We start from the raw sequence: 24675 nt of genomic DNA, 5'->3' as shown, positions 1-24675 counted from the left end.
TGTAAAACAACCACTAAGAACTACTAAACATAAAACAAATAAAATTGTATTTTTAAAAATTTTCAACATCATCCCCCCTTCATATTTTACTAAAGAAGCTTCTGCATTAGCCATACTTAAACGCTTTTCCTTTTCATCCTCTTTCATTGACATCTAATGAACCTTCAGTACCTACTTTAACAGTATTAATAGAAAAGAACCCCTAAACCAACTATCTTTTCAGCGTTAGAGATATTATTTCCGAATTTAATAATAGGTACATTTAATCCAAATCTTTCATTCCATTAATTAATCTTAATACCCAATTACCCTTTAAATATATTAAGGACGAAATATACAATCTAACATATCATTACAATTATAGTTAAAAAATAAGGAAAATTATATGACAGGAGATGCAAATATATACAGTCACTGACCGTTAGTCTACAACCCATCCCACACAAAACAAAAAAGCACCAGGTCCCCCTGATGCTTTCTCCTCTAAAACAAATGACAAGCCACCTGATGCCCCTTTGCAATCTCCACCATTTTCGGTACTTCCTGTGCGCATTTTTCAGTGGTGAATTTGTAGCCGGATGGTGATTGAGCGGACTTAGACTGAGACATCCAGTGCTGAGATTGATTCTTCACATAGGATGAAGTCAGGTTTTACAGATAGTGCGCGCGCGATGCTGATGCGCTGTCTTTGGCCTCAGCCGACGATTAACTCAAGTACCGATTTCGGATGACTCTCATGTGATGAAGTTCGTGTCCTGCGATGCCGTATGCGAGGGCGCGCGCCGTAATGCTTAGGTTGTTAGCTATGCCCTTGCGGGTCCACGCCTCTGCCGGTAGCCCGCGCAGCAATGTGATCGTTGATTGCCGTACGGCCCGGTAGTCTTCGGCCAATTGCGCGGTTGTCCAGCTTCCGAAAGGTGGCACGAACAATTCCTGATCGAAACCGGTCAGAGGCGTCTGGTCCCCTCTTGCGAACCGGAGCAGGCGGTAGGTCATGACGCGTTCCGCGTCTGCGATGTGGCCCACGACTTCTTTCAGCGTCCATTTTCCTTCCGCATACCGATATGCGGCCTGGCTTTCGGTCAACGATGCCAGGAGCTCAGTCATTTGCTTTTCCTGGGCGAGCAGAATGTCGATGATGTTACCGTCCGGCACCAAACGGATATATTCGCCGGAGCCCCCGGCGTATTCTTCTTCTAACGGTCTTTGATTCATGCGTAGTCACCTCTTTATGGAGATATAGAAAATTATAGCACTCGTCTATGTCTAATAAATTCGCAAAATGATAGAACTTTCCTTCTAATAATTGAGGATAAGCAACCATGTAGTTGGTCGCCACACTATCCTGATTCGTTAGCACAATAAGCATTGCTAATCAATAATGTATAAAATCCTGTATAAGAGATACATAGACAAAAAAACAAGAATCCCTGTACATACAAGGATTCTATGAAATTATCTGCTACCGATAATTGGGACGTTATGTAAACATAACATGTATAGAATATACATAAATACATTTTGTCGAAATTATTAAAAAAGGAGAATTTCTCTAGCTGGAGAATTAATAATTGTGTTACCGATATGTAAAAATCTCAATTTAAAACTAAAGGAGAACAAAATGGGACAAATAATTGTATCGATGTACCTCTCACTAGATGGTGTCATGGAGGAACCTGCTTGGACTGCTCCATACTTCAATGAAGAAGTAGCAAAGTTTCAATCCGATTTACTGTTTGAAAGTGAAGCTCTTCTACTAGGACGAGTAACCTATCAAGGTTTTGCAGTTGCCTGGCCTTCTATGACTGATGAAGAGGGTTTTGCTGATAAGATGAACAGCATGCCTAAATTTGTTGCTTCAACAACTTTGGAAGAAACCGAATGGAATGCAAATCTTATCAAGGGTAATATTGTAGAAGAAATATCGAAACTGAAGGAACAGCCCGGTCAGAACCTTTTAATCTATGGCAGCAGTGATCTTACACAAACATTAATGCAACATGACCTCATTGATGAATATCACTTTATAGTCAATCCTGTTATCGTAGGGAGCGGAAAGCGTCTCTTTAAAGACCAGAACAATACAAAAGCATTAAAACTTATAGAAACAAGAACGACCAGTTCAGGTGTCGTTATTCTTTCCTATCAGCCGGAGAAAAAAGAATAATTATTGATAAATTATATAAACAAAAAAACTCATCAGAATAAATCCTGATGAGCTTTTCTATAAAATAATACATATATTAATTTATAAAAATGAAACGTTATTTTAACCAGACATGTATAGAATATACAACCAAAATCAAACAATATATCAATTCTTTTAAATGGTAAAACAAGGGAAATAAGGTTCTAAATAATACCTTTAGAAAACTCTATTTATTACATAGGAATTGCTATTATTTTAGTAATCATCGGTGCAATATTTGGGGGAATTATACGTATAATTCGGTATACTAACAATCGCAAAAAGCAAGATTTAGTTGAACAAAAATTAGATAAGGTTATTCAACTGTTAGAAAAACAAAACAAAGATTGACTCTTTCAAATCAGAAAAAGTTAAAAATAACTTCCAATAACGATAATTATATAAATCAGCTGATTTTATTTTTCAGCATAGCATAGATTATTTTGAAAAATGCTGGCGATACCCTATGTCTATCAAGTTAAAATATCATAATATCCCCAGAACGAAATTTTGTACTAATTTGTAACAAAATGCTCATTTTTTCGTTTTGGGAAATTTGTATTTCTTAGCTTGATTGGCATGTGGTAGGACTAATTTATAAAAGAGTCTGATCGTTTATAATAAATTAGAACTAACAAAAAAACTCTGTAAAAATTATTTTACAGAGTTTTTTGCTAATTATTTATTGTTTCACATAACAAATTGTTACTTGTTCGTCTATGTGGAAAATCTGTAATGCTTTACCATCCAAGTTTTTAACCTCATATGATGAATAAATAGGTCTTTCCAATTTCACTTCTTGACCGTTTTGAGTTCCTTTTTCTACTACTAACGTTAACTGATGGGAAGCAACGTCTGCTTGATATGTTCCTGTTAAGTAATTATCTTTGTTTGGATAAGAACCATTTGCATATGTCTCAAATGTCTTGTCTGCTTTTAGGACTAACGTAGTTTTTACTCCGTCTCCGTAATCAATACCCCAGTTACCTACGAGTTCTGTACCATCTTTATAATTGTTCTGTACATTTTTAAACTTAGCGGAACTCTCGTCAGGTGTATCAATCTGTCCTTTGAATATACCAGTTTTAGCTTGGCTACTGTATGTCTTTACTTCATTACCACTAGCTAGACTTGGTTTATCAGAACTACTTGTTGTAGAAGTAGTTGAACCACCGTTCGCTTCTGCTTTTAACTTATCAAAGATAGGAGTCCAAATACGTTTTGCTTCATCTAACTTATTGTTTGCTTTATCTATGATTACATCATTAGAATCTTTAGGTGTTTTTGAGTAGTCAAATAACTGCTCTATTTCCTTGAAAGACTCTCTTAACTTCTGAACAGATTTTACTATTTCTTTGTGGTCTGCTTTATATTTACCAGGTGCGTCTATACGTTCTAGTTTATCAAATACTTTATCTAAGTCTTTGATACTATCTCTTACCTCAGCATTTGATTTACTACCTTTTTTCCAATCTCTTACAGAAGCATCATAATAATCTAATCGTCTTAATAAATCTTGTTCAATGTCTACCATAAGTTGTGGATAATCCTCAGGTAAAACCATAATCATCTTAACATCTTTACTTTCTTCTTTCGAGTTAGTTGATTTTTCCTTTGTTTCAGATGATTTACTTTCTGAATTAGCTGAACTTGTTCCTTCTGTCGTAGTTTCCTTACTCTCTTGTTTACCAGATTCAGCATTTGTTTTTTCTTTGTCTCCAAATAAACTAGTTACACTACAAGCTGACATAGAAACTACTAATCCAGATGCTAGTAAAATTTTACCTGTACTCTTTTTAAAATTCTTCATGTGATTTTCCAATTCTCCCTCTCAAAACATAAAATAGATGCGCTTTAGCCCCTTTAAAACTAAAAAACATACCCCTTCTATATTTATCCTAAAATACTTTTCTATGTATAATATTTTACAAGTAATTACATATATAGTCAAAATTCATTCTAAATTAACAATGTTCATAAAAAAGATGCGATGCTTTATTCCTTCAAGTAAAAAATTCCAAGTGAGTTTTGATTAAACTTTTTTTAAAAGATCTCACTCCATTTTGATCAGGCTTTTTTTCAAAATGGAGTTTTTGTTGTTAGGACCACATCGCTCTCCCAAAAGTAAACAAAAAACAACTCCAAAATCAACTTTCATTGTATATTTTGGAGCTACTTTACATTTATGTTTTTATCCTCTTCCCATCTTAAGAATGCCCAAAACTGCAACACCTCCATTTCTAATGGATATCTATGGCTGATATATTCTTCGCTACAGTCCATAATGATAGGGAAATTAGCTATTACCTCTGTACAAGCTACACTCAATATTTCTATTTCTTCTTCAGTGGGTTCTCCATCAAAATAACCTTTCCAATATAGCGTTTTATTTTCTAATTTTACAGTAAGTCCTCTTAAATTGTTCGGTATTGCACCTAACAAAGAATAATGGCAAATAATAATCAGGTCATTTATTGTCGGAATCATATTTTTCACCTCAATTAAAGTATATCATTCCTTAATCCAACCCCTTAACACAATAAGCGATTTTTAAAGACCTATATGTAAAAATTGACATTTTCACCTGGAAGTTCCAAGCTTTATTTTCCCGTCTCCCATCAGATGATTGAACATCTTTGAACACCTCATTTACATCTGTATCAGGACTTGCCATCGTCTGTTGAGAACTGAGAGAAACATATATATTGTAAAATGAAGTTCCCCTAAGTAATTTTTATCCATTTGTTGTTATAATTAAATTCGCAATATCTTTCCAGGAGTGCTTCGGATACAATCCAAAGTGCGACAAATCGTTCTATAAAAAAAGCGACGCGTACTACGCTTTCTGCTAATCCAAAAGCGCAAGAAGCGAACCAACAAGTTTTAGATTTGACGAAACAATTCTCCGCGCCTTTCAACAAGCGGTCGATAATATTCATTTGGTAGCCAAAGCGTTTGAGGGAATGGACAGGTGTTGACAGTAAAGAGATAACTTGGAGAGGATGCCATAAAGATGGAGAAATCTCTTCTTTTTTTCCAGAATAAATTAAAGATATACGAGGAGGGATATGTATGCAAAGAGAGTTTAGATTAAAAGATGAGGATTTACTAGATTTAACTCATTTCCCTATACAAGCAGTGTTTAATATGGTAGATGATGAAAGATTTTTAAAGGTAATCAATTCAGTTTGTGAAGGAGTAGGATTTGGAGAGGAATATGGCGCATGTACTTTTCCAGGAGATTTGGATGAGTATGATATTGCCAATGGAGATTCATTTAAAGGTGTAGAATTTGCATTATACAGTGGTGATGAGGTAATAATTGATTATCAAACACTTTATCATTATTTTTAAAAAATGTGTGAAGGTTATTCAAAAAAGTATCCAAACACAATTAAGAGCTTAGAAGACAGTCTTAACAAATTTATTGAATTATACAATATTAATAGGTAAAAATTCGGTTAATCCTTGAATAATTCCTAATATAAAAGCTTCTAACCAGTTCATGATCGTTTTCTTTCTTGTTTGCTTGTAGCAGTATATGTTGGTTTTTAGTTGTTATGAGGGAAAGAACTAGGTATTCAAAGTTTAAAAGATCTTTTTGACAACAAAAAAAGAGGAGCCATCTCCCCTTAATAAATAAACACTACTTAATTTGTTCCTTATACTCATGGTTAACAACTACATACCATTTTCCTGTATCAAATTTTTCTTTATTAATCACGTAAACTTTACTTTCTCTCATTACCTCCCCTGGTTTTAATCCCTTAGTAAGAGTAGAGGTCTCGCCTTTTTCAACCGCATAAGTACTAGCTGCCCACACATCACTTTGGTAAGCATTATCATTTTCATCCACTAAATCCACTGATGGTAAAACGGCTAATTTCATCGATTCGTTTGTAATATTTTTCCCTTCTACTTCTACAGCAATAAAGACATGTCCATCTTCAGGTTTTTGGAATCCTATACTTTCTTTACCAACCTTATCTCTTTCTACAACTCTTTTTACAGTTACATCAAATTTAGGTGTATGAAAATCCTTGTTTATAGCATACTCTTTTTCTTTTTCTTTTACTTTTGATTTCTCTTTTGTTTGTTCTGTATTTTTCTGCTTTGTATTCTCTTTCGTTTTCGCCTCATCCGTTGTTTGCACTTTCTGTTCTTCTTGTTTCGAATTAGTTTCTTTAGATTCTGAAGAAGTTTTGTCGGATGTATTGTCGCAACCAGATAAATTGAAACTTTAATCAGTGGGGGTTTTCTTCATCCCCCACTGATTATTAGTTGAACCAATCGGACTTTTATGGGCAGTTGATCCCCCACCTAACTTCTTTGCTTTCGCTGAATTTTGAGGTGGGGGTCTTACTGCCCATTAAAGCGGGATAAATTGAATACTAAAGCCCCACCTAAAATACATGTAATAAATTTTTTCAACATCTCTTTTTATCCCCCAATAACACGATATATAAATTCCTTACTCATCATAGCAAAAAATAAAATCTTAAATTGTTGTATTTTGTCGAATGATTAAGAATAATCAATTGTTTTCATTGCATAAAAAAACATGATCTTGATGTAGTACCAAGATCATGTTTTACGTTGATGTTATTTATAAAATACTTTATCCTCATTATACTTCGCTTGAAATTCGTTAATCATATATGTTTCGTAAATTTCTCTTTCCATCGGATTTTCTACAATACGTACATCAATACGATACACTTCATCACGATGATTTTTAATTGGTGATACATTATCTTCAAAATGATTTTTAATACGTTGTCTTACTTTACGTGCTTTCCCAGCAAAAAGAAGTTCGTCATTCATGTTATAAAACATAAAAATGTCGCCTTTATCTCTAGGGAACAGGTGAAAATCAATAAATCCATGAATTAGAGTGATTCTTGGCTCATCGCCATCGTCTACACCCGATTCGTTATCGCTCGCGCTTCAGGTTACAGTGACGTCTTAATTGACTGAGACGCTTGGCGCATTGTCCGTTGTCGTAGGCGGTTGTTGATCATTCAATTGCCTTACTTCATCCTGAGTCAACGGGAGGTCATATACGCGAACATCATCCAGCAGTCCATTGTAAGCTTCTCCGCCGGTTTCTGTGGCTCCCAGCACGATTTTATTCGTCACAGTCGGAAGCGGTCCGAGATTCGTTGTATTGCTTGCTACTAAGTTACCGTCGACATAAATCTTCATCCCAGTTAAATGATCGTAGGAAGCCACATAATGATGCCATTTGTTATCGCTGTAGGTCCATGGAAAATTCAGCGCTTTATAACTGGATGAATCATTGGGCCAATGGGCCGCGCGAGCTTGACCACCTGCCACTAACTGAAGGGCGGTGAAACGATTACTGTTACGGAAAATGCTCGTGGTGCCGGTTGCAGGCTGAGAAGTCTTGAACCACAACGACACGGACTCGTCACCTGTTTTATTCAAAGTTGCCGAAGAGTTGAACTCGGCTCTTGAGCCGCCGCTGAAAGCAAGCGCTCCGCCTTTGCCCGAATCGGTCCAAGTCGGGTTGTTAACCAGAGTACCGGTGTTGCCGTTGCCTGAAGAATCGCCGACGGTTGTACCGGATCCTTCATCGAACTTCCAGTGGGCTACTAGTTCGGCAGCCCTTGCAGATACGCTAATGCTTGTTGTCAATGGAACGCTGTTCGGGTTTGTGACTCCAATAGGCAGAGTTACTTTTCCTGTTACCGTGAAGGTCTGCGCCGTCGTGGAAGTTGGATCGTAGCTTGCACTATTTACATCCCAATTCACACTAACATCCACATTCCCCCCATCGGTTACAAGGGCTACTTTTTCGGGCAATCCAAGAGCTGCCGCTGTCTTCGCCGTTCCGATTGGCACTGTTACCGGTGCAGGTACTGTGATACTGCTCAATTTTTTTCCTTGAACCTCTGTCAATTCAAACCAGTTCAATCTCCAAAAACCTGTATTTGCATTCAGCCTTATTTTATGTGAGCCTTCACTCAGTTGGATTGTATCGGAAGAAAAAGTGTCATATTTCCAACTCCCAGTTGAAAATGGGGTTCTCGTTTGAGGTACTCCATCTACCTCGAATTCAACCTCTGCCGGACGCCATGTTGCCACCCTGTAATTTACTTGATAGAATCCCGATTTTGCCACATCTACGTTATATTCCATCCATTCGCCTTTTTCCATAGCAGTCACTATCCATGCGCGTCCGCCATCATTATTCGGAAAATTTCTAAATACAGAATCCGGTTTTTTCGAATTGTAGTTTACACCTTCTATCCTTCCTGGCACCGATGCTGAACCAGGCAATTCATCTAAAATATTTACCTTAAAGCTGGCAGTCTTTCCACCTAAAGTCACAGTAATTGGCAATCCCTTTTTAAGAGTGGCACTATTAAAACCGGTAATATTATCATCCGTTACGTTCTCCACCTTTGTTGTTCCATCGCTGTAAGTGCCTGTCACAACCATCTCGTCTATATTCACCCCATCTCCCTGAAGGTAATTCAACTTTGTTGGCAGTTTAGTTATTTCGATGCTTTGTAACGTAACGTCAGAAGTCTCATTGGCAATCGCCTTTATCTGATCTGTAGACAAAGCTTGATTGTAAATTCTTGCAGAATCAATACGTCCATTGAAGCTTTGTTTACCGGTACTGTCCGCACCGATATACGTTCCCGTTGTTGGCTTAGAAGGATCTGTTGTATTATTGGTTACCGGTGTACTCTTGCCATTGATATAAAGCTCCCAGGTTCCGCTTCTTCTTGCCGCAGTAATATTGGTCCATTGTCCTGGAGTTAAAGCAGTCTGCGATCCAAGGATCTTCTGCCCGTTGATCGCAATGGACACCTTATCACCTTGGTCATGATCCAACATGATTGAATATCCATTAGTAAGGCCATCTCCGTTGGACAATATTTGTTGAGATCCTGAGGTTGCACCATTCCACTTCACCCAGGTTGTTAGCGTTAGATTGTTCTGTTTGTTGGATGCAAGATCTGCACTTGCATAATTACCGTCAGCACCGTTCAGGCTGAGCGAAGCTGAACCTTCCATTTTATCCGTCTTATCATAGGCAGCACTTCCGTGCAAGGTTGCATTAATCCCATTCTTGACACTGTCGTTGCCATTGTCATTAAATCCCCACATATGTTTCGGATTGTTACCCTCCATAATTTGGAGTTTATCTATATTCACGCCCGCTGCGTTGCCATCGCTTTGTATGACAATCTTGTTATTTGGACCTGGATTCAGCTCAACAGGTACCGCCAAATCGTTATACGAGCTCATACTTCCGGTAGTCGGAATGCTAAGTGTCTGTACTTTGGCTCCATTTACATATAATCCCTTGGTAGCATTGGCAGCATCGGTAGCATACCTTATTTTCAATATTTTATTGCCGCCAGAAGCTCCTCCGTCAACCTTGAGCGACTCGATATATGCGCTTCCATGGTTCATATTCACATACTTGCCGCCGGACTGATTTATGTCGTCGCCAGAGGTAGCATATGCGAGCACACTATCCTCGGCTTCATACTTGTCGGTTGTATTCGGGTGCAGACTCACAGTACCTTCCCAAATGGTTTTTTGTGTATTTACATCTCTTCCCTTTATACGCACCTTGTCTTTATATACATCAAACATCAGAGCTTGATTATTTAAAACTGCACCGTCTCTTAATGCAGTGAATTTATTTGCGTACATGTTGCCTTGTATCTTAATATCGTCGTGAAGATGTCCTGTTGTTAAAACAACCTGTGGATATTTTTCAAGGATTTTTCGGAACTCCTGCTCCTGTGCATTTCTTTGATAATAACCATTCGAAGAATATGACTTGGATACGGTCTGGTGAATAGGCTCATGCATGAACACAAAAATCGGCTTGTCCGGTTCAGCATTTGCAGCAAGCGTGCTTTCAAACCAAGCTAACTGTTCGTCGGACATATACGCATAATAGGACGGTTTCGTATCATACCCTAAAAATATAAAGTCATAGTCTTGTATTTCCCGGTGGTAATACACCTTCTTTTCTGGTATTTCTGCCTTTTCTAGAAATCTGTTCTTCGCTACATTATAATCCGACTGCCAATCATATTCATGATTTCCTATTGTATAATACACTGGCGGATGATCTTTTACAGAATTGATAGCATTTTTTATGGTGTCATATTCACCGCTATCCCCGCGCTCGGTTATATCCCCGTTTAAAACTATTGCACTTGCATTATTATTTTTAGCATCCGTTACAGCTTTAACCGTTTTACCCGTATTGGTATGCGTGTCCGACATTGACATGAAGCTGAAGATAGGTTCTTCCGTAGTGTTTTCTGTCCCTGCCGCAGAACTCTTCCCTTGAAAAGGAGTAGCACTAAGACCTACTAGAATAGCTATCATCGTTAGTGTTAGAATTTTTAACCTTTTAAGAAATAGCATAAATTAAACCTCCTGTTATTCTGTGTAATACTCAATATGAAATGGCCGTTTGTCATTTTGTTTAGCCCGTTAAGGTGTCCCTTATAGGGGTTGAAAATCAGGATTTTATATTACTTGATCGCTCAGCGGGAAAAATTCCCGTTTTGGCGGTGGGCCCCGTTAACGTCGAATCTTGTGTTCCCTTTTTTTAGCATGTAGCATATCGTCTGCTGCCTTTTCCATTCCGCTCCTTTCATTTTTTTCCTTTCTTTTTGCCTTTTAATAATTTTGAATAAAAATATGAGGCAATGAACATTGATTTTAAGTAGTACGGTCGTGTCTCTTGCCAGAAAGAAGTGTATCATCATTCGAAATGTTTAATAAATTCCGAAAATCTTTATACCGTATTAAGTAAAACTTAAACTGACCTTTAGATACTACCAGCAATACAATTTAATCTTTTTGCCCCAGAACCCATTTACGAAACTTTTACATTTGATTTACTCTCTATTAAAATTTGTCACTTACAATTTAGTAAAAACGTAAGTGTGATTCTGAATGGTTGAACTAGATACAGAAGAAATTTCATTGCAATCTAAATTCATCCTGTGCATAAAAGGATTGGATGGGATTATGGTCAGGTTTTCGAATCTTCCTTTTTAAAATTAAAATCAAGTGTAGAATTTATGAAAATATAATGATGTAATCTGCTTAAGTTGAGGTGAATGATGAATTTTGAACAAATGGAACATATTGTAAATGTCGCAAACGAGATGTCAATATCAAAAGCAGCAGAAAAATTATTTATTTCATCTTCAGGTATGAGTCAATCTATTACCCAGTTAGAAAATGAACTTGGTATAAAAATCTTTAACCGATCTAAACAAGGAGTTACTCCTACTTTTGAAGGTAAGATCGTAATTTCTAAAGCAATGACTTTACTAAACACCATTAAAGAACTAAATAAAGAAATTTTTGAGTTGAAAAATAGCAATCAAACTCATTTAAAAATCTTAACTGCTCCTTCCTTTACTTTTATACTTCAAGAAACAATGGCAAATTTTATTTCGGAAAATAACAATATTACATTCGAATTAATAGAGCAAAACCCTACAGAAATTATTCAGAATTTCAACAAGGAAAATTATGACATCGCTTTAATTCCCGCTTCTTTAGAAGAGTTAAAAAAAGAAAAAAATATTCTTTTTGAACATATTCATACAGGACATATTTGTATAGCTGTTGGGAAAAATTCACCTTTTTATCATCATGATTATGTAACACTTGGCACATTAAAAGGTTCAAAATTAGTGATGTATAATTCATCTGACTATAAAAAGGTATTAAAATTAACAAAACCGAATTTAAATCAAGTGTTAGTTAGATCGAATAGCAACAGCCTCCTTTATAAGCTGGTAACAGAAAGTCAAGCCATCTTGTATTTGCATGATTTTTCTATTAAAAAAAGTTCAATGGTTATGAATGGGGATATAAAAATTATTCCATTAAAGGAAGAGAAAAAATTTCCAGTTGATTTCTGGCTTATTTATTTAGAAACGAAAAATTTAACGAAAGTAACTAAGGAATTTATGAATTCCTTTTTAGATAATTTTAAAAAATGCATTTAATCCAACTCTTTCATTCCATTAATTAATCTTAATACCCAATTACCCTTTAAATATATTAAGGACGAAATATATAATCTAGCATGTCATTAAAATTATAGTTAAAAAATAAGGAGAATTATATGATAGGGGATTCAAATAAATAAGCACCTCCAAGGTGCCTATTTATTTTTTTGACTCTATATCTTATGTTCACGATTACTTGTCGCTATTCTTCCAAACAAAATTCATTAACACAGAAGACCCCCACCCCAAAACAAAAAAGACCACCAAAAGGCAGTCCCTCAAAACTCAAGTACAGTCCCAATCCCTTGCTCCACCGCTTTCTCATACAAATACTTCGCAACGATAATATCCACTACCGCCAAACCAACTGATTTGAAAATAGTAATCTCTTCATCGTTCTCTCTACCAGCTTTTTCTCCACTTATAATTTGACCAAGTTCGGCGTGGATGTCACTAGCTTTAAATACACCTTCGTTTATCGGCACTTGAAGGTCACCTGTTTCTTCTAGTGCTGCTTCTTTTGATTCGACTACTACTTTGTTTGCGCTTGTAATGGCGTGGGATGGTAGTTCTTGCATGCTTGGCCTAAATGAGCCGACGGCGTTTATGTGTACGCCTTTTTTTAGTTTTTCTGAGAAGACTGGTGTGGATGCATTCGTAGTTGTGACGATGATGTCTGCTTCGCTTATTGCTTCATTTGGGTCCCTGTAAACGTAAGCCGGTTTGCTGAATTTCTCTTGTATATATTGCGCAAATGCATACGCTTTTTCTTCTGTTCGGTTGTATAAATTGATTTTTTCGATGTCCCTAACGGCGAGTACAGCTTCAGTGATTCCTTTCGCTTGTTCACCGGTGCCGATGATACATAGAGTTTTTGCGTTATGACGAGCTAAATGTTTTGTCGCTACGCCTGATAAGGCGCCTGTTCGAATCATCGTTAAGTACGATCCTTCTAAAAGGGCGAGTGGTTCTCCCGTTTGAAAGTCAGATAGCATCACAATCCCGTTTATTGTTTTCTTTCCTATCTTCTTGTTCTGCGGAACTACTGTTACTACTTTTAAACCGAGCGCTTCAAGTCCTTCTGCGACTGAAGGCATAATTAATGCGGTATTTTGTGCGCTTGCAAATGGTAATGAGCCGCGTATTGGTGTGATCGTTCTTTCTGCGGAAAATTCTTGTAAAGCAAGCGCCGCGTATTCAATGACTTCGTTCATATTTACTAAGTTCCTTTGTTCGTTCGCGCTTATGACTAGCATATTTGTTCACCCTTTCCTATATTCTTCTCCTCACTTTGTACTATATTTTCATTCACAACCTGCGCTCCTACTAAGTCACCTGTAATATTCACGACAGTATGCCCCATATCAACGAGCGGAGAAACAGCCGCAATGATTGGGATAATCGTTAGCGGGAGCCCTAGTGTAGAAAGTAAAATAGTCGCAGTAATAACGTCTGCACCTTTTACTCCGGCACAGCCCGCAGCAAGGACGATTCCTAAAAATACAGTTTGCATAATAAGCCCAAATGTAATTGGAATTCCGTATACATTTAATGCGAAAACGGCTAAAACACCGAGCGCTGCTGATAGTCCGTTCATATTAATAGTAGCTCCAAGCGGAATAGTGAAGCCAGCTACTGACTCTGATATACGAAGTCTTTTTTGCGCCACTTCCATCGTTACTGGAAGCGTTGCGCTGCTCGATGTCGTACTTGCAGCTACGAGCATAGCTGGACTTGCTTGCTTATAAAAATGTACTGGACTTATCTTCCCGAAAACTTTTAATACAATTGGATACATAACGAGAATAATAAGTAACAATGACAAATAATCAGCTACTACATAGCTAACAACCGCCGTAAGCATATCTGCTCCAAATGTGCCAACTACATGAGCAATTAACGCCATAATTCCGTACGGTGCAAATCCAATAACGATTTCCGCAATTTTAATCATTATTTTCGCACCTTCATGAACTAGTTTACGAGTCCCTTTCGCTTGATCGCCAAGAAGAATGAGGGCCATACCGACAAAAATAGCAAAGATAATAATTTGAAGCATGCTTGTTTCTGCACCTGCTTGAATGACGTTGGAAGGAAACCATTGCACAATATTATCTACAAAACTAAACTTCTCCTCTTTAAAATTCTGCCCGCTCGCAAGAAGACCTTCTACCCCTTTACCAGGGTTAATAATATAAGCGATTACTACACCAATACTAGTTGCTAATACCGCCGTAACTGCATAGTAAATAAAAATCCTCCCGCCAATCGCTCGTAACATTTTCGGATTTTCAAGCCCAGCAATACCTGAGACAATACTTAAAAAAGTTAAAGGAACGATGATCATTTGTAATAAACGAATAAATATATCCCCAATCGGTTTTAAAACAGCTACTTTCGGTCCAAATGCTACCCCTAAAGCAATACCGATTAATGCCCCTATCAAAATTTTCACAGGTAACTTTTGTTTTCTCCACCACTTCATCCAAAGGCCCCCTTTAAGAAAACATTAAGCTAACAAAAACCCACGCTTCAAATCATCCCTCGGATCTACAACAAACTGATGAAATCCTGTAATAAATGCATTCCCCGTTACTTTTGGAACGACAGCTTCATATGTATCTACCGCTGTTACTGACAATACTTCTCCCTCGAATTTCCCGTCAGTAATGCATTCATGAATGAAAATTTCTCCTTTTTGCAGAGCGTCTTTTTCAAAAAGAGTTGCGATTCTTGCGGAAGTTCCTGTGCCGCAAGGAGAGCGGTCTACTTGCCCATCAGCGAAAATCGTTACGTTTCTTAAAGTAGCGTCTTTTCCTTTCGGTTCATCTGAAAAAATGACGCCGTATATTCCTTTTAAATCTTCTTCCAGTGGATGTTTTACTTCCATTTGGCTTTCAATGTAGTGCTTAATTTTACCGCCCCATGCTTGAATGGCAGATAAGTCTTTGAAATCAACTTTCAAACCAAATTCTTTACTGTCTACTACCGCATAAAATGCTCCGCCAAACGCGATATCTACTTGAAACTCATAGTTATCTATTTTAATAGGAACGTCTTTTTTATATACGAACGAAGGAACGTTTTCAAATGATACGGACTCTACTTCGCTCCCATTATATTTTGCGTACGCAATAACTTCCCCAGCAGGGCTATCAATAATGAACTTTTGTTTCTCACCTGTTACTTCAAACATACCTGTTTCAATTCCAACTGTAATAACAGCGATAATACCGTGACCACACATCGTACTCCAACCTTCATTGTGCATAAATAGTACGCCAAAATCAGCGTGAGCACTCGCAGGCGGAGTAATGATACAACCGTACATACCGTGATGTCCTCTCGGTTCATACATAAGAACCTCGCGAAGATGATCCAAATGTTCCATACAGTATGCACGTCTTTCTAACTGCGTTTCTCCCTTTATCTCTGGCACGCCACCCGTAATAATTCGAAGTGGTTCCCCAGCTACGTGTGCATCAATTGTTGTGTATATTTTACTAACCTTCATTTCTATCTCTCCCCTATATGTTGATACTATTTTCTTTGCAAGTATCATGCCAAATTGCAAAGCGTTAATTTGTTTACATTTTTCTGAAAAAGGTGTATCCTTTTGGCAACAAATCTGTATACTACTGTCTACTTTTTTATAAAATCAGTAGGGATTTTCAGTCCGCAAATAGCAGGATAAATTCTTTGGAGGCCATGTTATGAAACAATTTGATAACTTTGCAGTTCCAACGTTGCACACACTCCTCTCTTACGTGGAAGAAGCGATTTCTATCGTAAATACAGAAGGAGTTATGTTGTACTGGAATGAGGCAGCAGAAAAAATGTATGACATTAAAAAGGAAGATATTATCGGTAGAAATGTGCAAGAGTTCTTTTCAAAAGAAGATATTATGAATTTAAAAGTTCTTGAGAGCGGGCAACCGGTCCGGGATATTTATCACCTTCCTCTGCCAGATAAGCACGTATTAATTAGTACGACTCCTATTTATAACGACGACAACGAATTAGTTGGTTCTATGTCTGTAGAAAGAGATATTACTACGACGATTAAGTTAAATGAAAAATTATCCTCTACTTCTGAAGAATTACAGCAATTAAAGCAAATGATTCAACATCAGCAAGATGACCCCTTCAGCACGATTAAAGGAAATAACGCAACACTTCAGCACATTATCCACAACATGAAAAAGGTAGCAAAAACTGATGCGACGATTTTAATTACAGGAGAAAGCGGTGTTGGGAAAGAACTCTTTGCCCAGGCCATTCACGAAGCCAGCCTTAGAAGCAAGCAACCTTTTATCCCAATTAATTGTGGCGCTATTCCTGCCGCTCTCTTTGAAAGTGAATTATTCGGCTATGAATCAGGAGCGTACACAGGAGCCGCTAAAGGCGGAAAAGCAGGAAAGCTAGAATTAGCAAATGGCGGCACTTTATTTTTAGATGAAGTAGGAGAACTCCCGCTTGATATGCAAGTGAAACTACTTCGTGCTTTACAAGAAAAAGAGATTTACCGAATTGGCGGACAAACGCCGAAAAAGATAAACGTAAGAATTATTGCCGCAACGAATCGTATGTTAGAAGATATGGTGCTCAGCGGGACATTTCGATCTGATTTATTTTATAGATTAAATGTCTTCACAGCGCATATCCCGCCACTAAGAGAACGAACGGACGATATTTCCTTTTTAACTCATCATTTCTTAAAGGAATTTTCTTTTAAATATAACAAGCCCGCTCCTTTCGTTCATCAAGAAGCAATGAATCAACTACACACATATTTTTGGCCGGGTAATATTCGCGAACTGCGCAATATAATAGAAAGATTAATTGTCCTTCATGACGGGAAAGAAATACGGGAAGTAAATATTTTGCAGCTATTGCCTTCGCAAAAGTCGGTCCATCATACAGAGCGTTCACTCACTGATGAGAAAAAGAACTTAGAGAAAACTAGAATTATACAAGCTCTCGAAGACACGTACGGAAACAAAAGCATCGCTGCGAAAAAGTTAGGCATGTCCCGGGCTAATTTATATAAGAAGTTGAAGAAGTATGGGATTACTTATGAAGTAGAGCGTTAATCAGTGGTGTATGTGTATGTTCATAAGCCAATGAAAAGGTCATTTATTCATTGTGGAATTCAAGCTACATATTCGTTCTTGGGAGGTGCTGTGACAGATCTCTTCTGAAATAATTGGATATTCGTATTAAGATTATGATTATGAAGTCATGTACTTAAACTATAGGACAGGATTATTGATTTCCTATATAATTGTAGCAAACAAAAGATAGGTTATTTAAGGATGGCTCATATGTTGAAAACAAAAACGAAATATCAAACTTGGATACGAATTTACAAACTAATTATTTTTTTGGTTATTTCACTCATTCTTCTCTCGGTAACATTATTACCTGTTAATGTATATTTGCGAATCCTATCAGGTATTTTTGCGTTACCTTTTATTTATATAGCATTTATACTTTCTTATTCAGTTTACCAATTTGCAGCATTTGGAGGGAATTATCAGTCAAAAATACATGATTTAATTGTTGCCAAGGTGAATTGGGATGGAAAAGGAAAAATACTAGATATAGGAACCGGTAGTGGTTCACTAATTATTAAACTGGCAAAGACTTTTCCTAAGTCCCTTCTAACTGGAATTGATTATTGGGGCGGAAATTGGGAATACTCCAAATCTAAGTGCCAACAAAATGCTGAAATAGAAGGGGTCTCTAATAGAATTGATTTTCTGAAAGCAAGTGCTGCAGAACTCCCTTTTACTGATAATGAATTTGATATAATTGTAAGCTGTCTAACATTTCATGAAGTAAAAGATAAAGAAAATAAAATTGAAGTAATGAAAGAGGCTTTAAGAGTGTTAAAACCTGGTGGTGAATTTGTTTTCTTAGATTTGTTTATGGATGAAAAAATATTTGGAGATGAGAAAGAGCTCTTACACGTCTTAAAGAAATATGGTGTATCTGACTTGAATAGCTACAAGCTTGCTGAAGAAATGGAGTTACCAAAACTCTTATTAAACAAAAAGGTATTAGGAAATGCAATGATTTTGAGCGGAAGGAAATAAGAATGCCCGTATAATAGCGCGGACTTCTCTATTATACGGGCAACTACTTAACTCAACAAAGTGAGGTAGCTTTATTTCAAATCCATACAAACTATTATTTAGGCATTAACGAACATTAATGGTAGAAACATACGCATTCCCAACACTCCCGCAAAAATATATCAGCGATTATTCAATTATATCGGCCGTAACTTCGAATATATCGGCGATTCGACACAACTTATCGACCAACCGACAAATTCCGCACGTTTACGCTCGGTAACCACCAACCAATCCCACACCCGGTACACCCGAGGACACCCAATCTATCCATCAAACCCTAACCGCCACCACATCCGGCACTTGCTTCGCAATCTCCTCACCAATCTTTATACTAGCTGTTGCGGCCGGGGATGGTGCATTGCAAATATGCAGCGAATTGATGCCAGGGATGATGCAGAAGTCATCTACCATGTTTCCGTTTGATAAGATGGCTTGTGCCCTTACGCCTGCATGCGTTGGGACGATGTCTTTTTCTGTTAGTTCTGGTATGAGGCGCTGCAAGCTTTTTAGGAATGATTGTTTACTGAATGAGCGCACCATTTCTTTTATGCCTTCTTTCATGTTTGGCATTGCCATTTTCCAGAAGCCTGTGTATGTCATTGTTTCCATGAAGTCTTTTATGTCGAAGTCTTTTTTCGTGTAGCCTTCACGCTTGAAGCTTAATACTGCGTTCGGTCCCGCATGTACGTCCCCGTTTATCATTCTTGTAAAGTGAACACCTAGAAACGGGAATTCTGGGTTTGGAACGGGATAGATTAAATGTTTTACGAGATGGCGTTTTTCCGGGACAAGTTCATAATACTCACCACGGAACGGAACGATTTTCATATCCGTTAATATGCCTGTCTTTTTCGCAATACGATCACTATGTAATCCAGCGCAGTTAATGAGAAATTTCGTTTTAAATGTACCTTTGTTCGTCTCAATTGTGACAAGGTCTTTCTTTTCCGTAATACGCTCTGCGGCTGTTCCTAAGTGTACTTCACCGCCGCTTTCCTCTATGAAGCGCGCAAATGCATAACTGACTCCTTTATAATCCGCAATCCCGCAAGACGGAACACGAATGGCGCCTAGTCCTTTTACATGAGGTTCAATTTCAGCTAATTCTTCCTTATCTATTTTTAAAATATGTAAATCGTTTTGTAAGCCTCTCTCATATAAATTATGTAAAAGAGGAAGTTCTTCTTTTTCTGTCGCGACAATTACTTTTCCGCACATGTCATAAGCGATGTCATTTTCTTCACAAAATTGGACCATCGCTGCATTTCCTTCTTTCGCAAACTTCGCTTTATAACTCCCTGGTTTATAGTAAATGCCAGAGTGAATGACACCGCTATTATGTCCTGTTTGATGATGCGCTAGTTCCTTTTCTTTTTCAATGATTGCGATTTTTGCATGTGGGAATTTTTTCGTTAAAGCCATTCCCGTTGAAAGACCAACGATTCCTCCGCCAATAATTATAAAGTCATACATCCTACTTCCCCCTTAATAGTGTAAAAGGCAGGTCTCTTTGAAAGACCCGCCGTACATATTATTTAGAAAAACAACCGCGCTGACGCATGAGTTCTCTATATAAATCTTTATTCTTTTCGAATGCCGCTCTGCCGTGCATCCAAAATAAGTTGTTTAAAAGAACTAAATCACCAACTGGTAATTTTAATGCGTGTGTTGCCGGTGAGTTTTCAACTGAATACGATAAATCTTTTAGATAGTTCGCTTGTTCAATATTATCTGGATACGCGAACTGATCAATAAAGCAAATGCACGGTGCATTGTTTACATCAAAAAATGTTTCACGATACACGATTTCTTGCGAATTTTTACTTGGTGGTGCTTTATACGTAACTTTAACAGATGCGAGCGAATGATCTCTAAATTTCTGAAGATCTTCCCAATCGTCTAAATGTAGTAAACGGGATTCCCCTCCTACCGCATTTTGCTCTTCAATTTTCATCATAAGAAGCCAGTCAGTTGGTTCATCAACGAATGTTCCATCTGTATGAAGTGTAAATAATCGGTACGCTTGACGAAGATACGAATCACTACTATCCGTATCTTTCACATTAAATCTAGCATAATACGTTCCTGTCATCGCATCAAAGTTTGGCGTTCCAATTAAATGCGTTAACGCTGTCGCAAATTTCACGTAATCTGCTGGATCTATCGTTTCACCTTGTACTCCAATTGTAAATCCGCCCGTTTCACGGTCATGAATAATGCCGCGAATGTTATCCATAAATGATTGCCCAAAAATCTTTCTCATACTATCCGCAAGATTAAACCGAGAATACGGAATGTACTGGAGTGACTGCTCTGAATGCTCTTTTACCTCTTCAAAAAACTGCTTAAGCAATTGCTGGTTTAATACGATATGATATAAACGTTTATGCTCCGGATGAGGAACAATTTCATATCCCTCATATTTTTTTGCAAACTTCATCTTCGCACTTTGTTCTGTAATAATCGACATTTCAATTCCTCCCTAAATAAAATATGAAGAACGTATTGACGCTTTTTACAGACAGTTATCCTTATCTTCTTATGCTGAGATCCGGTCTTACTGCCCTAACAACGAAAAAGCCAGTCATACATATCCACGACAAAACAATCGCAGATACATACAACTGGCTCATAATTACGAATGTTCTTTAATCTCTTAAAGTACAATAATAATAGACAGTTCATATGAAAATATGTGTAAAACAGGAAAACAAGATCGGGTTTAGAGAAGGCTAATTTCTCGAATGGATCTTATTAATTAAATAATAATTCAAAATATTCTAACTGTCAATTTATTTTTTCTTATTTTCTCGACATGCTTTACACATTTTACAAATCCCTTTACTTTCCGCACATCCTCTTTTTTTCGTCTCTTGTTTTACAACTTGCACATCATTTAACTTTTTCATATTCCTTGCCTCCTCAATAAAATAAGCCAGTCGTATCCCGTTAACGGAAATACAACTGGCTCTTGTTTATGGTGATAAAGTGAAACTTTGATCAGTGGGGACGTAGTTCATCCCCACTGATCATTAGTTTCACCAATCGGGCATTTACGGGCAGTTGATCTCCCGTGGAGATCTTACTGCGCGTTAATGCGGGATAAACTAGACAGTTTTTATGGTGTTGTTTCCTCGTACTCTCCCTCGAGCTGTTCATCATTCAAATAACTTACATATTGGCGATGTAAATCTTTTACCGCACTGACGATAGCATTTTGCGCTTTTCCTTGATAATGATCTGTAATATCTTGCACGATTTCTTCAATACCATCTCGTAAACTATGTCCTCTTAAAATTTGAGCGACGAAGTCTCTACCGTGCTCTGTTGCGAGCGTACATGATGCTTCAATAATGACATGATATTTATGATCTGCCTCAATCGTAATTGTTAATGTTTCATACATGCTGCGAACAGCCATACCTTTCGGAAGCCTAGAGTGTCCTGCCATAAAAAATGTCCCTTTACGCATATTGCATCCTCCATTACTATGTTTTTTATTGTTTATACTTGATCTACGTATACTGTCTTTATTCTCGTGTAAAATTCTTTCGCCGCTTTTCCTTGTTCACGCGGTCCAGCACTAGAGTTTTTCATTCCACCAAACGGAACTTGTGGTTCTGCTCCTGCTGTTTCTGAATTCACATGAACCATTCCAACTTCCATATCATCAATGAACCTTTGTGACAAACTTAAATTGTTCGTACAAATCGATGCACTTAGTCCGTATTCTGTATCGTTTGCGACAGATACTGCTTCTTCATAACTGTTCACTTTGAATAAACAGATTACCGGGCCAAAAATTTCTTCTTTCGCAATGCGTGCATCCCCGTCTACATTTTCAAAAATAGTCGGTAACACGTAACAGCCCTTCTGCAATTCAGCATCTTTCGGCTCACTACCACCATACAGTAAGGTAGCCTCTCCTTTTCCAACTTCAATCATCGATAAAACAGATTGCTGCTGCCCTTTTGAAACGCATGGTCCCATAAATGTACTTGGCTCTAACGGGTTTCCAACTGTAAGAGCTTCCGTGCGCTGCAACAGTCGATCCTTGAATGCTTCATAAATTTCCTCTTCTACAATGACTCTACTTGTTGCCGTACATTTTTGCCCCGTTGACATAAACGCACCTTTTATCGCAATCGTTACCGCCTTTTCAACATCGGCATCTTTTAATACGACTAACGGGTTCTTCCCGCCCATTTCTAATTGCACTTTTTTCCTCGTTTCAACGGCTGCTTTCTGAATGATATTGCCAACGTGATTAGAGCCTGTAAAGGATACCGCTTTTATATCCGGATTTCCCGTTAACTCTGCACCAACTTCAGAACCTTTTCCGAACACACAATTGATAACACCTGCCGGAATACCCGCCTCATGAAACGCATTTACAAGATGGTACACTGATTTCGGCGTCACTTCAGCCGGCTTAATGACAATTGTATTTCCGTAAATAAGTGCCGGCGCCATTTTCCATGCTGGAATCGCGATTGGAAAGTTCCACGGCGTAATTAATCCGACCGGTCCTACTGCGACACGTTTACTGTAAAGCATCGTACTTTCATTCGCAGACGGGATAATCTCCCCGATCGGCTGATTTGCTTCCCCGGCATAATATTCAAGGATGCTAATTGCTCGCTTCGTCTCGCCTATTCCTTCTGCAATCGTCTTTCCTTCTTCATTCGTTACATCCTGGCCAATTTCATTTACCTTTTCTTTTAAAATAGCTGCCGCTTTCCATAAATAGCTCGCTCTTTCTTGAAACGATAACTTTTGCCATTTATGAAAAGCCTCTTTCGCTGATGCAATTGCGACTCTTGTATCTTCTACTGAACTAAACGGGAATTCGCCTAGCACTTCTCCATTATGCGGATTATAATCTTTCACGTATGCATTCGTGGAAGGCTCTCTCCACTCACCATTTATATAATTGAAAAACTTCATTCCCCTGCCCCCACCGTTTTTATTTTGATAGTTTTGCAATTGCCGCTTCTAAAATAGTAAGCCCTTCTTCAAGCTGTTCATCTGTTATAACGAGCGGCGGTAAGAAACGAAGTACGTTACTATAAATACCTGCACTTATCGTAATAACCCCTTTACTATGTGTTTCCTTCATAATCGCTTTTACTTCTTCCGTTGCTGGCTCTTTCGTTTCTCTATCTTTTACAAGCTCGATTGCAGTCATTGCGCCGATTCCTCTCACATCACCGATTAGTTCGTATTTCTCTTTCCAACTATTAAATACTGTCATCATACGTGCGCCAATTTCAGCGGCGCGATTTACTAAATTCTCTTCTTCTATTACATCTAAAACAGCTAACGCAGCTGCGCAAGCAACCGGACTTCCAGAGAATGTGCCCCCAAGTTGACCAGGACCAGGTGCATCCATTAGTTCCGCTCTTCCTGTTACTGCGCTAAGCGGCATGCCAGCAGCAATTGATTTTGAGAAAGTCATTAAATCAGGAGCTACATCGAAATGATCCATTGCAAATAAGCTACCCGTACGAGCAAAACCAGTTTGAATTTCATCCGCAATCATAATGATTCCATATTTATCACAAATATTTCGAACACCTTGCATGAATGTAGTCGTCGGAACGATAAATCCGCCTTCTCCTTGCAGGGGTTCCAAAATAATCGCTGCAATATTATCACTTGCGACTTCTTCTAACATAAAACGTTCGAAATACGATAAAATTTGTTCGTCTACTTCTTCTTGCGTCAATCTTTCGTCAGCACGGTAATAATACGGATATGGTAATTTATACACTTCGGATGCGAACGGCCCAAATCCATGCTTGTACGGTTTCACTTTACTTGTAAGTGACATCGTCATAAGTGTACGTCCGTGATAAGCTCGTTCAAACGAAACAATCGCGCTTCTTCCCGTTGCCTTTCTAGCAATCTTCACCGCATTTTCTACTGCTTCAGCTCCGCTATTAGCAAACATCGTTTTTTTCTTAAAATCACCTGGCGTTAATTCATTCAGTCTTTCAGCTAACGCAATATAACTTTCATATGGCGCTACGTGGAAACAACTATGAATAGAAGATTCCACTTGTTCTTGAATCGCCTTCACTACTTTCGGATGACAATGCCCAACGTTTTGCATACCAATTCCACCCGCAAAGTCAATCAGTTCATTACCATCTATATCTGTAATAATCGCTCCCTTTGCTGATTGCACATACAGCTCCGTAATATTGTATGGTCCTTCTGGCACCGCATTTTTTCTTCTTTCATGTAATATGCTAGATTTTGTAGTTGTAATATCCTTCTTCTCTTTCAACATAGTATATACCCCTTT

17 protein-coding genes and 6 pseudogenes are annotated in these 24675 nt (G+C 37.9%); 7 read left to right on the top strand and 16 right to left on the bottom strand.

Features of this window, described 5'->3' with window-relative positions; translation table 11 throughout:
- Positions 1-185 precede the first annotated feature (185 nt).
- From COE49_RS28110 to COE49_RS19180, 3 genes and pseudogenes are all read right to left on the bottom strand, one after another.
- A pseudogene (locus tag COE49_RS28110) lies at positions 186-284 on the bottom strand (ABC transporter ATP-binding protein); the annotation flags it as partial.
- 199 nt (positions 285-483) lie between these two features.
- Positions 484-694 (bottom strand): annotated as a pseudogene (locus COE49_RS28270) (hypothetical protein); the annotation flags it as partial.
- Between the two features lie 11 nt (positions 695-705).
- Positions 706-1215: a DinB family protein gene (locus COE49_RS19180; protein WP_098253314.1), complete on the bottom strand. Its 510-nt coding sequence runs from the start codon at positions 1213-1215 to the stop codon at positions 706-708.
- A gap of 406 nt (positions 1216-1621) precedes the next feature.
- On the opposite strand from COE49_RS19180, the gene COE49_RS19175 reads away from it, so the two are divergent.
- Together COE49_RS19175 and COE49_RS19170 are read left to right on the top strand one after the other, a co-directional pair.
- Positions 1622-2167: a dihydrofolate reductase family protein gene (locus tag COE49_RS19175; protein WP_088233364.1), complete on the top strand. Its 546-nt coding sequence runs from the start codon at positions 1622-1624 to the stop codon at positions 2165-2167.
- 192 nt (positions 2168-2359) lie between these two features.
- Positions 2360-2539, top strand: a complete 180-nt coding sequence (locus COE49_RS19170; RefSeq protein WP_088233369.1) for a DUF4083 family protein — start codon at positions 2360-2362, stop codon at positions 2537-2539.
- Positions 2540-2870: 331 nt separating this feature from the next.
- On the opposite strand, the gene COE49_RS19165 is transcribed toward COE49_RS19170, so the two are convergent.
- Together COE49_RS19165 and COE49_RS19160 are read right to left on the bottom strand one after the other, a co-directional pair.
- Positions 2871-4010, bottom strand: coding sequence for a DUF3994 domain-containing protein (locus tag COE49_RS19165; protein WP_088233365.1), 1140 nt, complete (start codon positions 4008-4010; stop codon positions 2871-2873).
- 350 nt (positions 4011-4360) lie between these two features.
- Positions 4361-4675 (bottom strand): MafI2 family immunity protein, encoded by a 315-nt coding sequence (locus tag COE49_RS19160; protein ID WP_088233366.1) that lies wholly within the window; start codon positions 4673-4675, stop codon positions 4361-4363.
- A gap of 288 nt (positions 4676-4963) precedes the next feature.
- Between COE49_RS19160 and COE49_RS19155 the strand changes: the two are divergent.
- Both COE49_RS19155 and cdiI read left to right on the top strand, forming a co-directional pair.
- Positions 4964-5166: pseudogene (locus COE49_RS19155) on the top strand (TIGR04197 family type VII secretion effector); the annotation flags it as partial.
- Between the two features lie 94 nt (positions 5167-5260).
- Positions 5261-5641, top strand: a pseudogene (gene cdiI, locus COE49_RS19150) (ribonuclease toxin immunity protein CdiI).
- Between the two features lie 193 nt (positions 5642-5834).
- Here the strand turns inward: cdiI and COE49_RS19145 are convergent.
- The 3 genes and pseudogenes from COE49_RS19145 to COE49_RS19130 form a co-directional block, all read right to left on the bottom strand.
- Positions 5835-6425: pseudogene (locus COE49_RS19145) on the bottom strand (hypothetical protein); the annotation flags it as partial.
- A 365-nt stretch (positions 6426-6790) separates the two neighbouring features.
- Positions 6791-7102 (bottom strand): annotated as a pseudogene (locus COE49_RS19135) (nucleotide excision repair endonuclease); the annotation flags it as partial.
- Between the two features lie 51 nt (positions 7103-7153).
- Entirely contained in the window at positions 7154-10615 is a 3462-nt protein-coding gene (locus tag COE49_RS19130; RefSeq protein ID WP_098946013.1) for a LamG-like jellyroll fold domain-containing protein, read from the bottom strand.
- A gap of 707 nt (positions 10616-11322) precedes the next feature.
- On the opposite strand from COE49_RS19130, the gene COE49_RS19125 reads away from it, so the two are divergent.
- Positions 11323-12222, top strand: coding sequence for a LysR family transcriptional regulator (locus COE49_RS19125; RefSeq protein ID WP_176551491.1), 900 nt, complete (start codon positions 11323-11325; stop codon positions 12220-12222).
- A gap of 281 nt (positions 12223-12503) precedes the next feature.
- Here the strand turns inward: COE49_RS19125 and COE49_RS19120 are convergent, their stop codons facing one another.
- The 3 genes from COE49_RS19120 to COE49_RS19110 are packed head-to-tail and all read right to left on the bottom strand — an operon-like array spanning position 12504 to position 15787.
- Positions 12504-13481: an ornithine cyclodeaminase family protein gene (locus COE49_RS19120; RefSeq protein ID WP_098946011.1), complete on the bottom strand. Its 978-nt coding sequence runs from the start codon at positions 13479-13481 to the stop codon at positions 12504-12506.
- Positions 13475-14710 carry a dicarboxylate/amino acid:cation symporter gene (locus COE49_RS19115; protein WP_088232477.1) on the bottom strand — a complete coding sequence of 412 codons (1236 nt, stop codon included), beginning with the start codon at positions 14708-14710 and terminating at the stop codon, positions 13475-13477. The genes COE49_RS19120 and COE49_RS19115 overlap by 7 nt, the downstream gene beginning before the upstream one ends.
- A gap of 24 nt (positions 14711-14734) precedes the next feature.
- Complete coding sequence (locus tag COE49_RS19110) at positions 14735-15787, bottom strand: proline racemase family protein (RefSeq protein ID WP_170933786.1); 1053 nt, start codon at positions 15785-15787, stop codon at positions 14735-14737.
- Between the two features lie 151 nt (positions 15788-15938).
- Here COE49_RS19110 and COE49_RS19105 point away from each other — a divergent pair, with 151 nt between their 5' ends.
- Both COE49_RS19105 and COE49_RS19100 read left to right on the top strand, forming a co-directional pair.
- Positions 15939-17318 carry a sigma-54 interaction domain-containing protein gene (locus tag COE49_RS19105; RefSeq protein WP_098357027.1) on the top strand — a complete coding sequence of 460 codons (1380 nt, stop codon included), beginning with the start codon at positions 15939-15941 and terminating at the stop codon, positions 17316-17318.
- 231 nt (positions 17319-17549) lie between these two features.
- Entirely contained in the window at positions 17550-18323 is a 774-nt protein-coding gene (locus tag COE49_RS19100) for a class I SAM-dependent methyltransferase (protein ID WP_088232474.1), read from the top strand.
- A gap of 312 nt (positions 18324-18635) precedes the next feature.
- Here COE49_RS19100 and lhgO read toward each other — a convergent pair whose 3' ends face one another.
- From lhgO to gabT, 5 genes are all read right to left on the bottom strand, one after another.
- Positions 18636-19838 (bottom strand): L-2-hydroxyglutarate oxidase, encoded by a 1203-nt coding sequence (lhgO, locus tag COE49_RS19095; RefSeq protein WP_098252320.1) that lies wholly within the window; start codon positions 19836-19838, stop codon positions 18636-18638.
- A gap of 58 nt (positions 19839-19896) precedes the next feature.
- Entirely contained in the window at positions 19897-20835 is a 939-nt protein-coding gene (gene glaH / locus COE49_RS19090; protein ID WP_088232472.1) for a glutarate dioxygenase GlaH, read from the bottom strand.
- A gap of 648 nt (positions 20836-21483) precedes the next feature.
- Entirely contained in the window at positions 21484-21837 is a 354-nt protein-coding gene (locus tag COE49_RS19085; protein WP_088232471.1) for a DUF3870 domain-containing protein, read from the bottom strand.
- Between the two features lie 32 nt (positions 21838-21869).
- Positions 21870-23312 (bottom strand): aldehyde dehydrogenase family protein, encoded by a 1443-nt coding sequence (locus tag COE49_RS19080; protein ID WP_098252322.1) that lies wholly within the window; start codon positions 23310-23312, stop codon positions 21870-21872.
- Between the two features lie 19 nt (positions 23313-23331).
- On the bottom strand, positions 23332-24660 hold the full coding sequence (gene gabT, locus COE49_RS19075) for a 4-aminobutyrate--2-oxoglutarate transaminase (RefSeq protein WP_098252323.1): 1329 nt from the start codon (positions 24658-24660) through the stop codon (positions 23332-23334).
- Positions 24661-24675 lie beyond the last annotated feature (15 nt).

The organism is Bacillus sp. AFS029637, from assembly GCF_002584985.1.
Lineage (GTDB): Bacteria > Bacillota > Bacilli > Bacillales > Bacillaceae_G > Bacillus_A.
This window is presented reverse-complemented; position numbering and strand designations above follow the sequence as displayed.

Coding starts and splice junctions, on each gene's coding strand:
- lhgO (WP_098252320.1), bottom strand. CDS start 19,838: ATGTATGACTTTATAATTATTGGCGGAGGAATCGTTGGTCTTTCAACG.
- COE49_RS19120 (WP_098946011.1), bottom strand. CDS start 13,481: ATGCTAGTCATAAGCGCGAACGAACAAAGGAACTTAGTAAATATGAAC.
- COE49_RS19085 (WP_088232471.1), bottom strand. CDS start 21,837: ATGCGTAAAGGGACATTTTTTATGGCAGGACACTCTAGGCTTCCGAAA.
- COE49_RS19130 (WP_098946013.1), bottom strand. CDS start 10,615: ATGCTATTTCTTAAAAGGTTAAAAATTCTAACACTAACGATGATAGCT.
- COE49_RS19175 (WP_088233364.1), top strand. CDS start 1,622: ATGGGACAAATAATTGTATCGATGTACCTCTCACTAGATGGTGTCATG.
- COE49_RS19105 (WP_098357027.1), top strand. CDS start 15,939: ATGAAACAATTTGATAACTTTGCAGTTCCAACGTTGCACACACTCCTC.
- COE49_RS19100 (WP_088232474.1), top strand. CDS start 17,550: ATGTTGAAAACAAAAACGAAATATCAAACTTGGATACGAATTTACAAA.
- COE49_RS19115 (WP_088232477.1), bottom strand. CDS start 14,710: ATGAAGTGGTGGAGAAAACAAAAGTTACCTGTGAAAATTTTGATAGGG.
- COE49_RS19110 (WP_170933786.1), bottom strand. CDS start 15,787: ATGATACTTGCAAAGAAAATAGTATCAACATATAGGGGAGAGATAGAA.
- COE49_RS19180 (WP_098253314.1), bottom strand. CDS start 1,215: ATGAATCAAAGACCGTTAGAAGAAGAATACGCCGGGGGCTCCGGCGAA.
- glaH (WP_088232472.1), bottom strand. CDS start 20,835: ATGTCGATTATTACAGAACAAAGTGCGAAGATGAAGTTTGCAAAAAAA.
- COE49_RS19160 (WP_088233366.1), bottom strand. CDS start 4,675: ATGATTCCGACAATAAATGACCTGATTATTATTTGCCATTATTCTTTG.
- gabT (WP_098252323.1), bottom strand. CDS start 24,660: ATGTTGAAAGAGAAGAAGGATATTACAACTACAAAATCTAGCATATTA.
- COE49_RS19080 (WP_098252322.1), bottom strand. CDS start 23,312: ATGAAGTTTTTCAATTATATAAATGGTGAGTGGAGAGAGCCTTCCACG.
- COE49_RS19125 (WP_176551491.1), top strand. CDS start 11,323: ATGAATTTTGAACAAATGGAACATATTGTAAATGTCGCAAACGAGATG.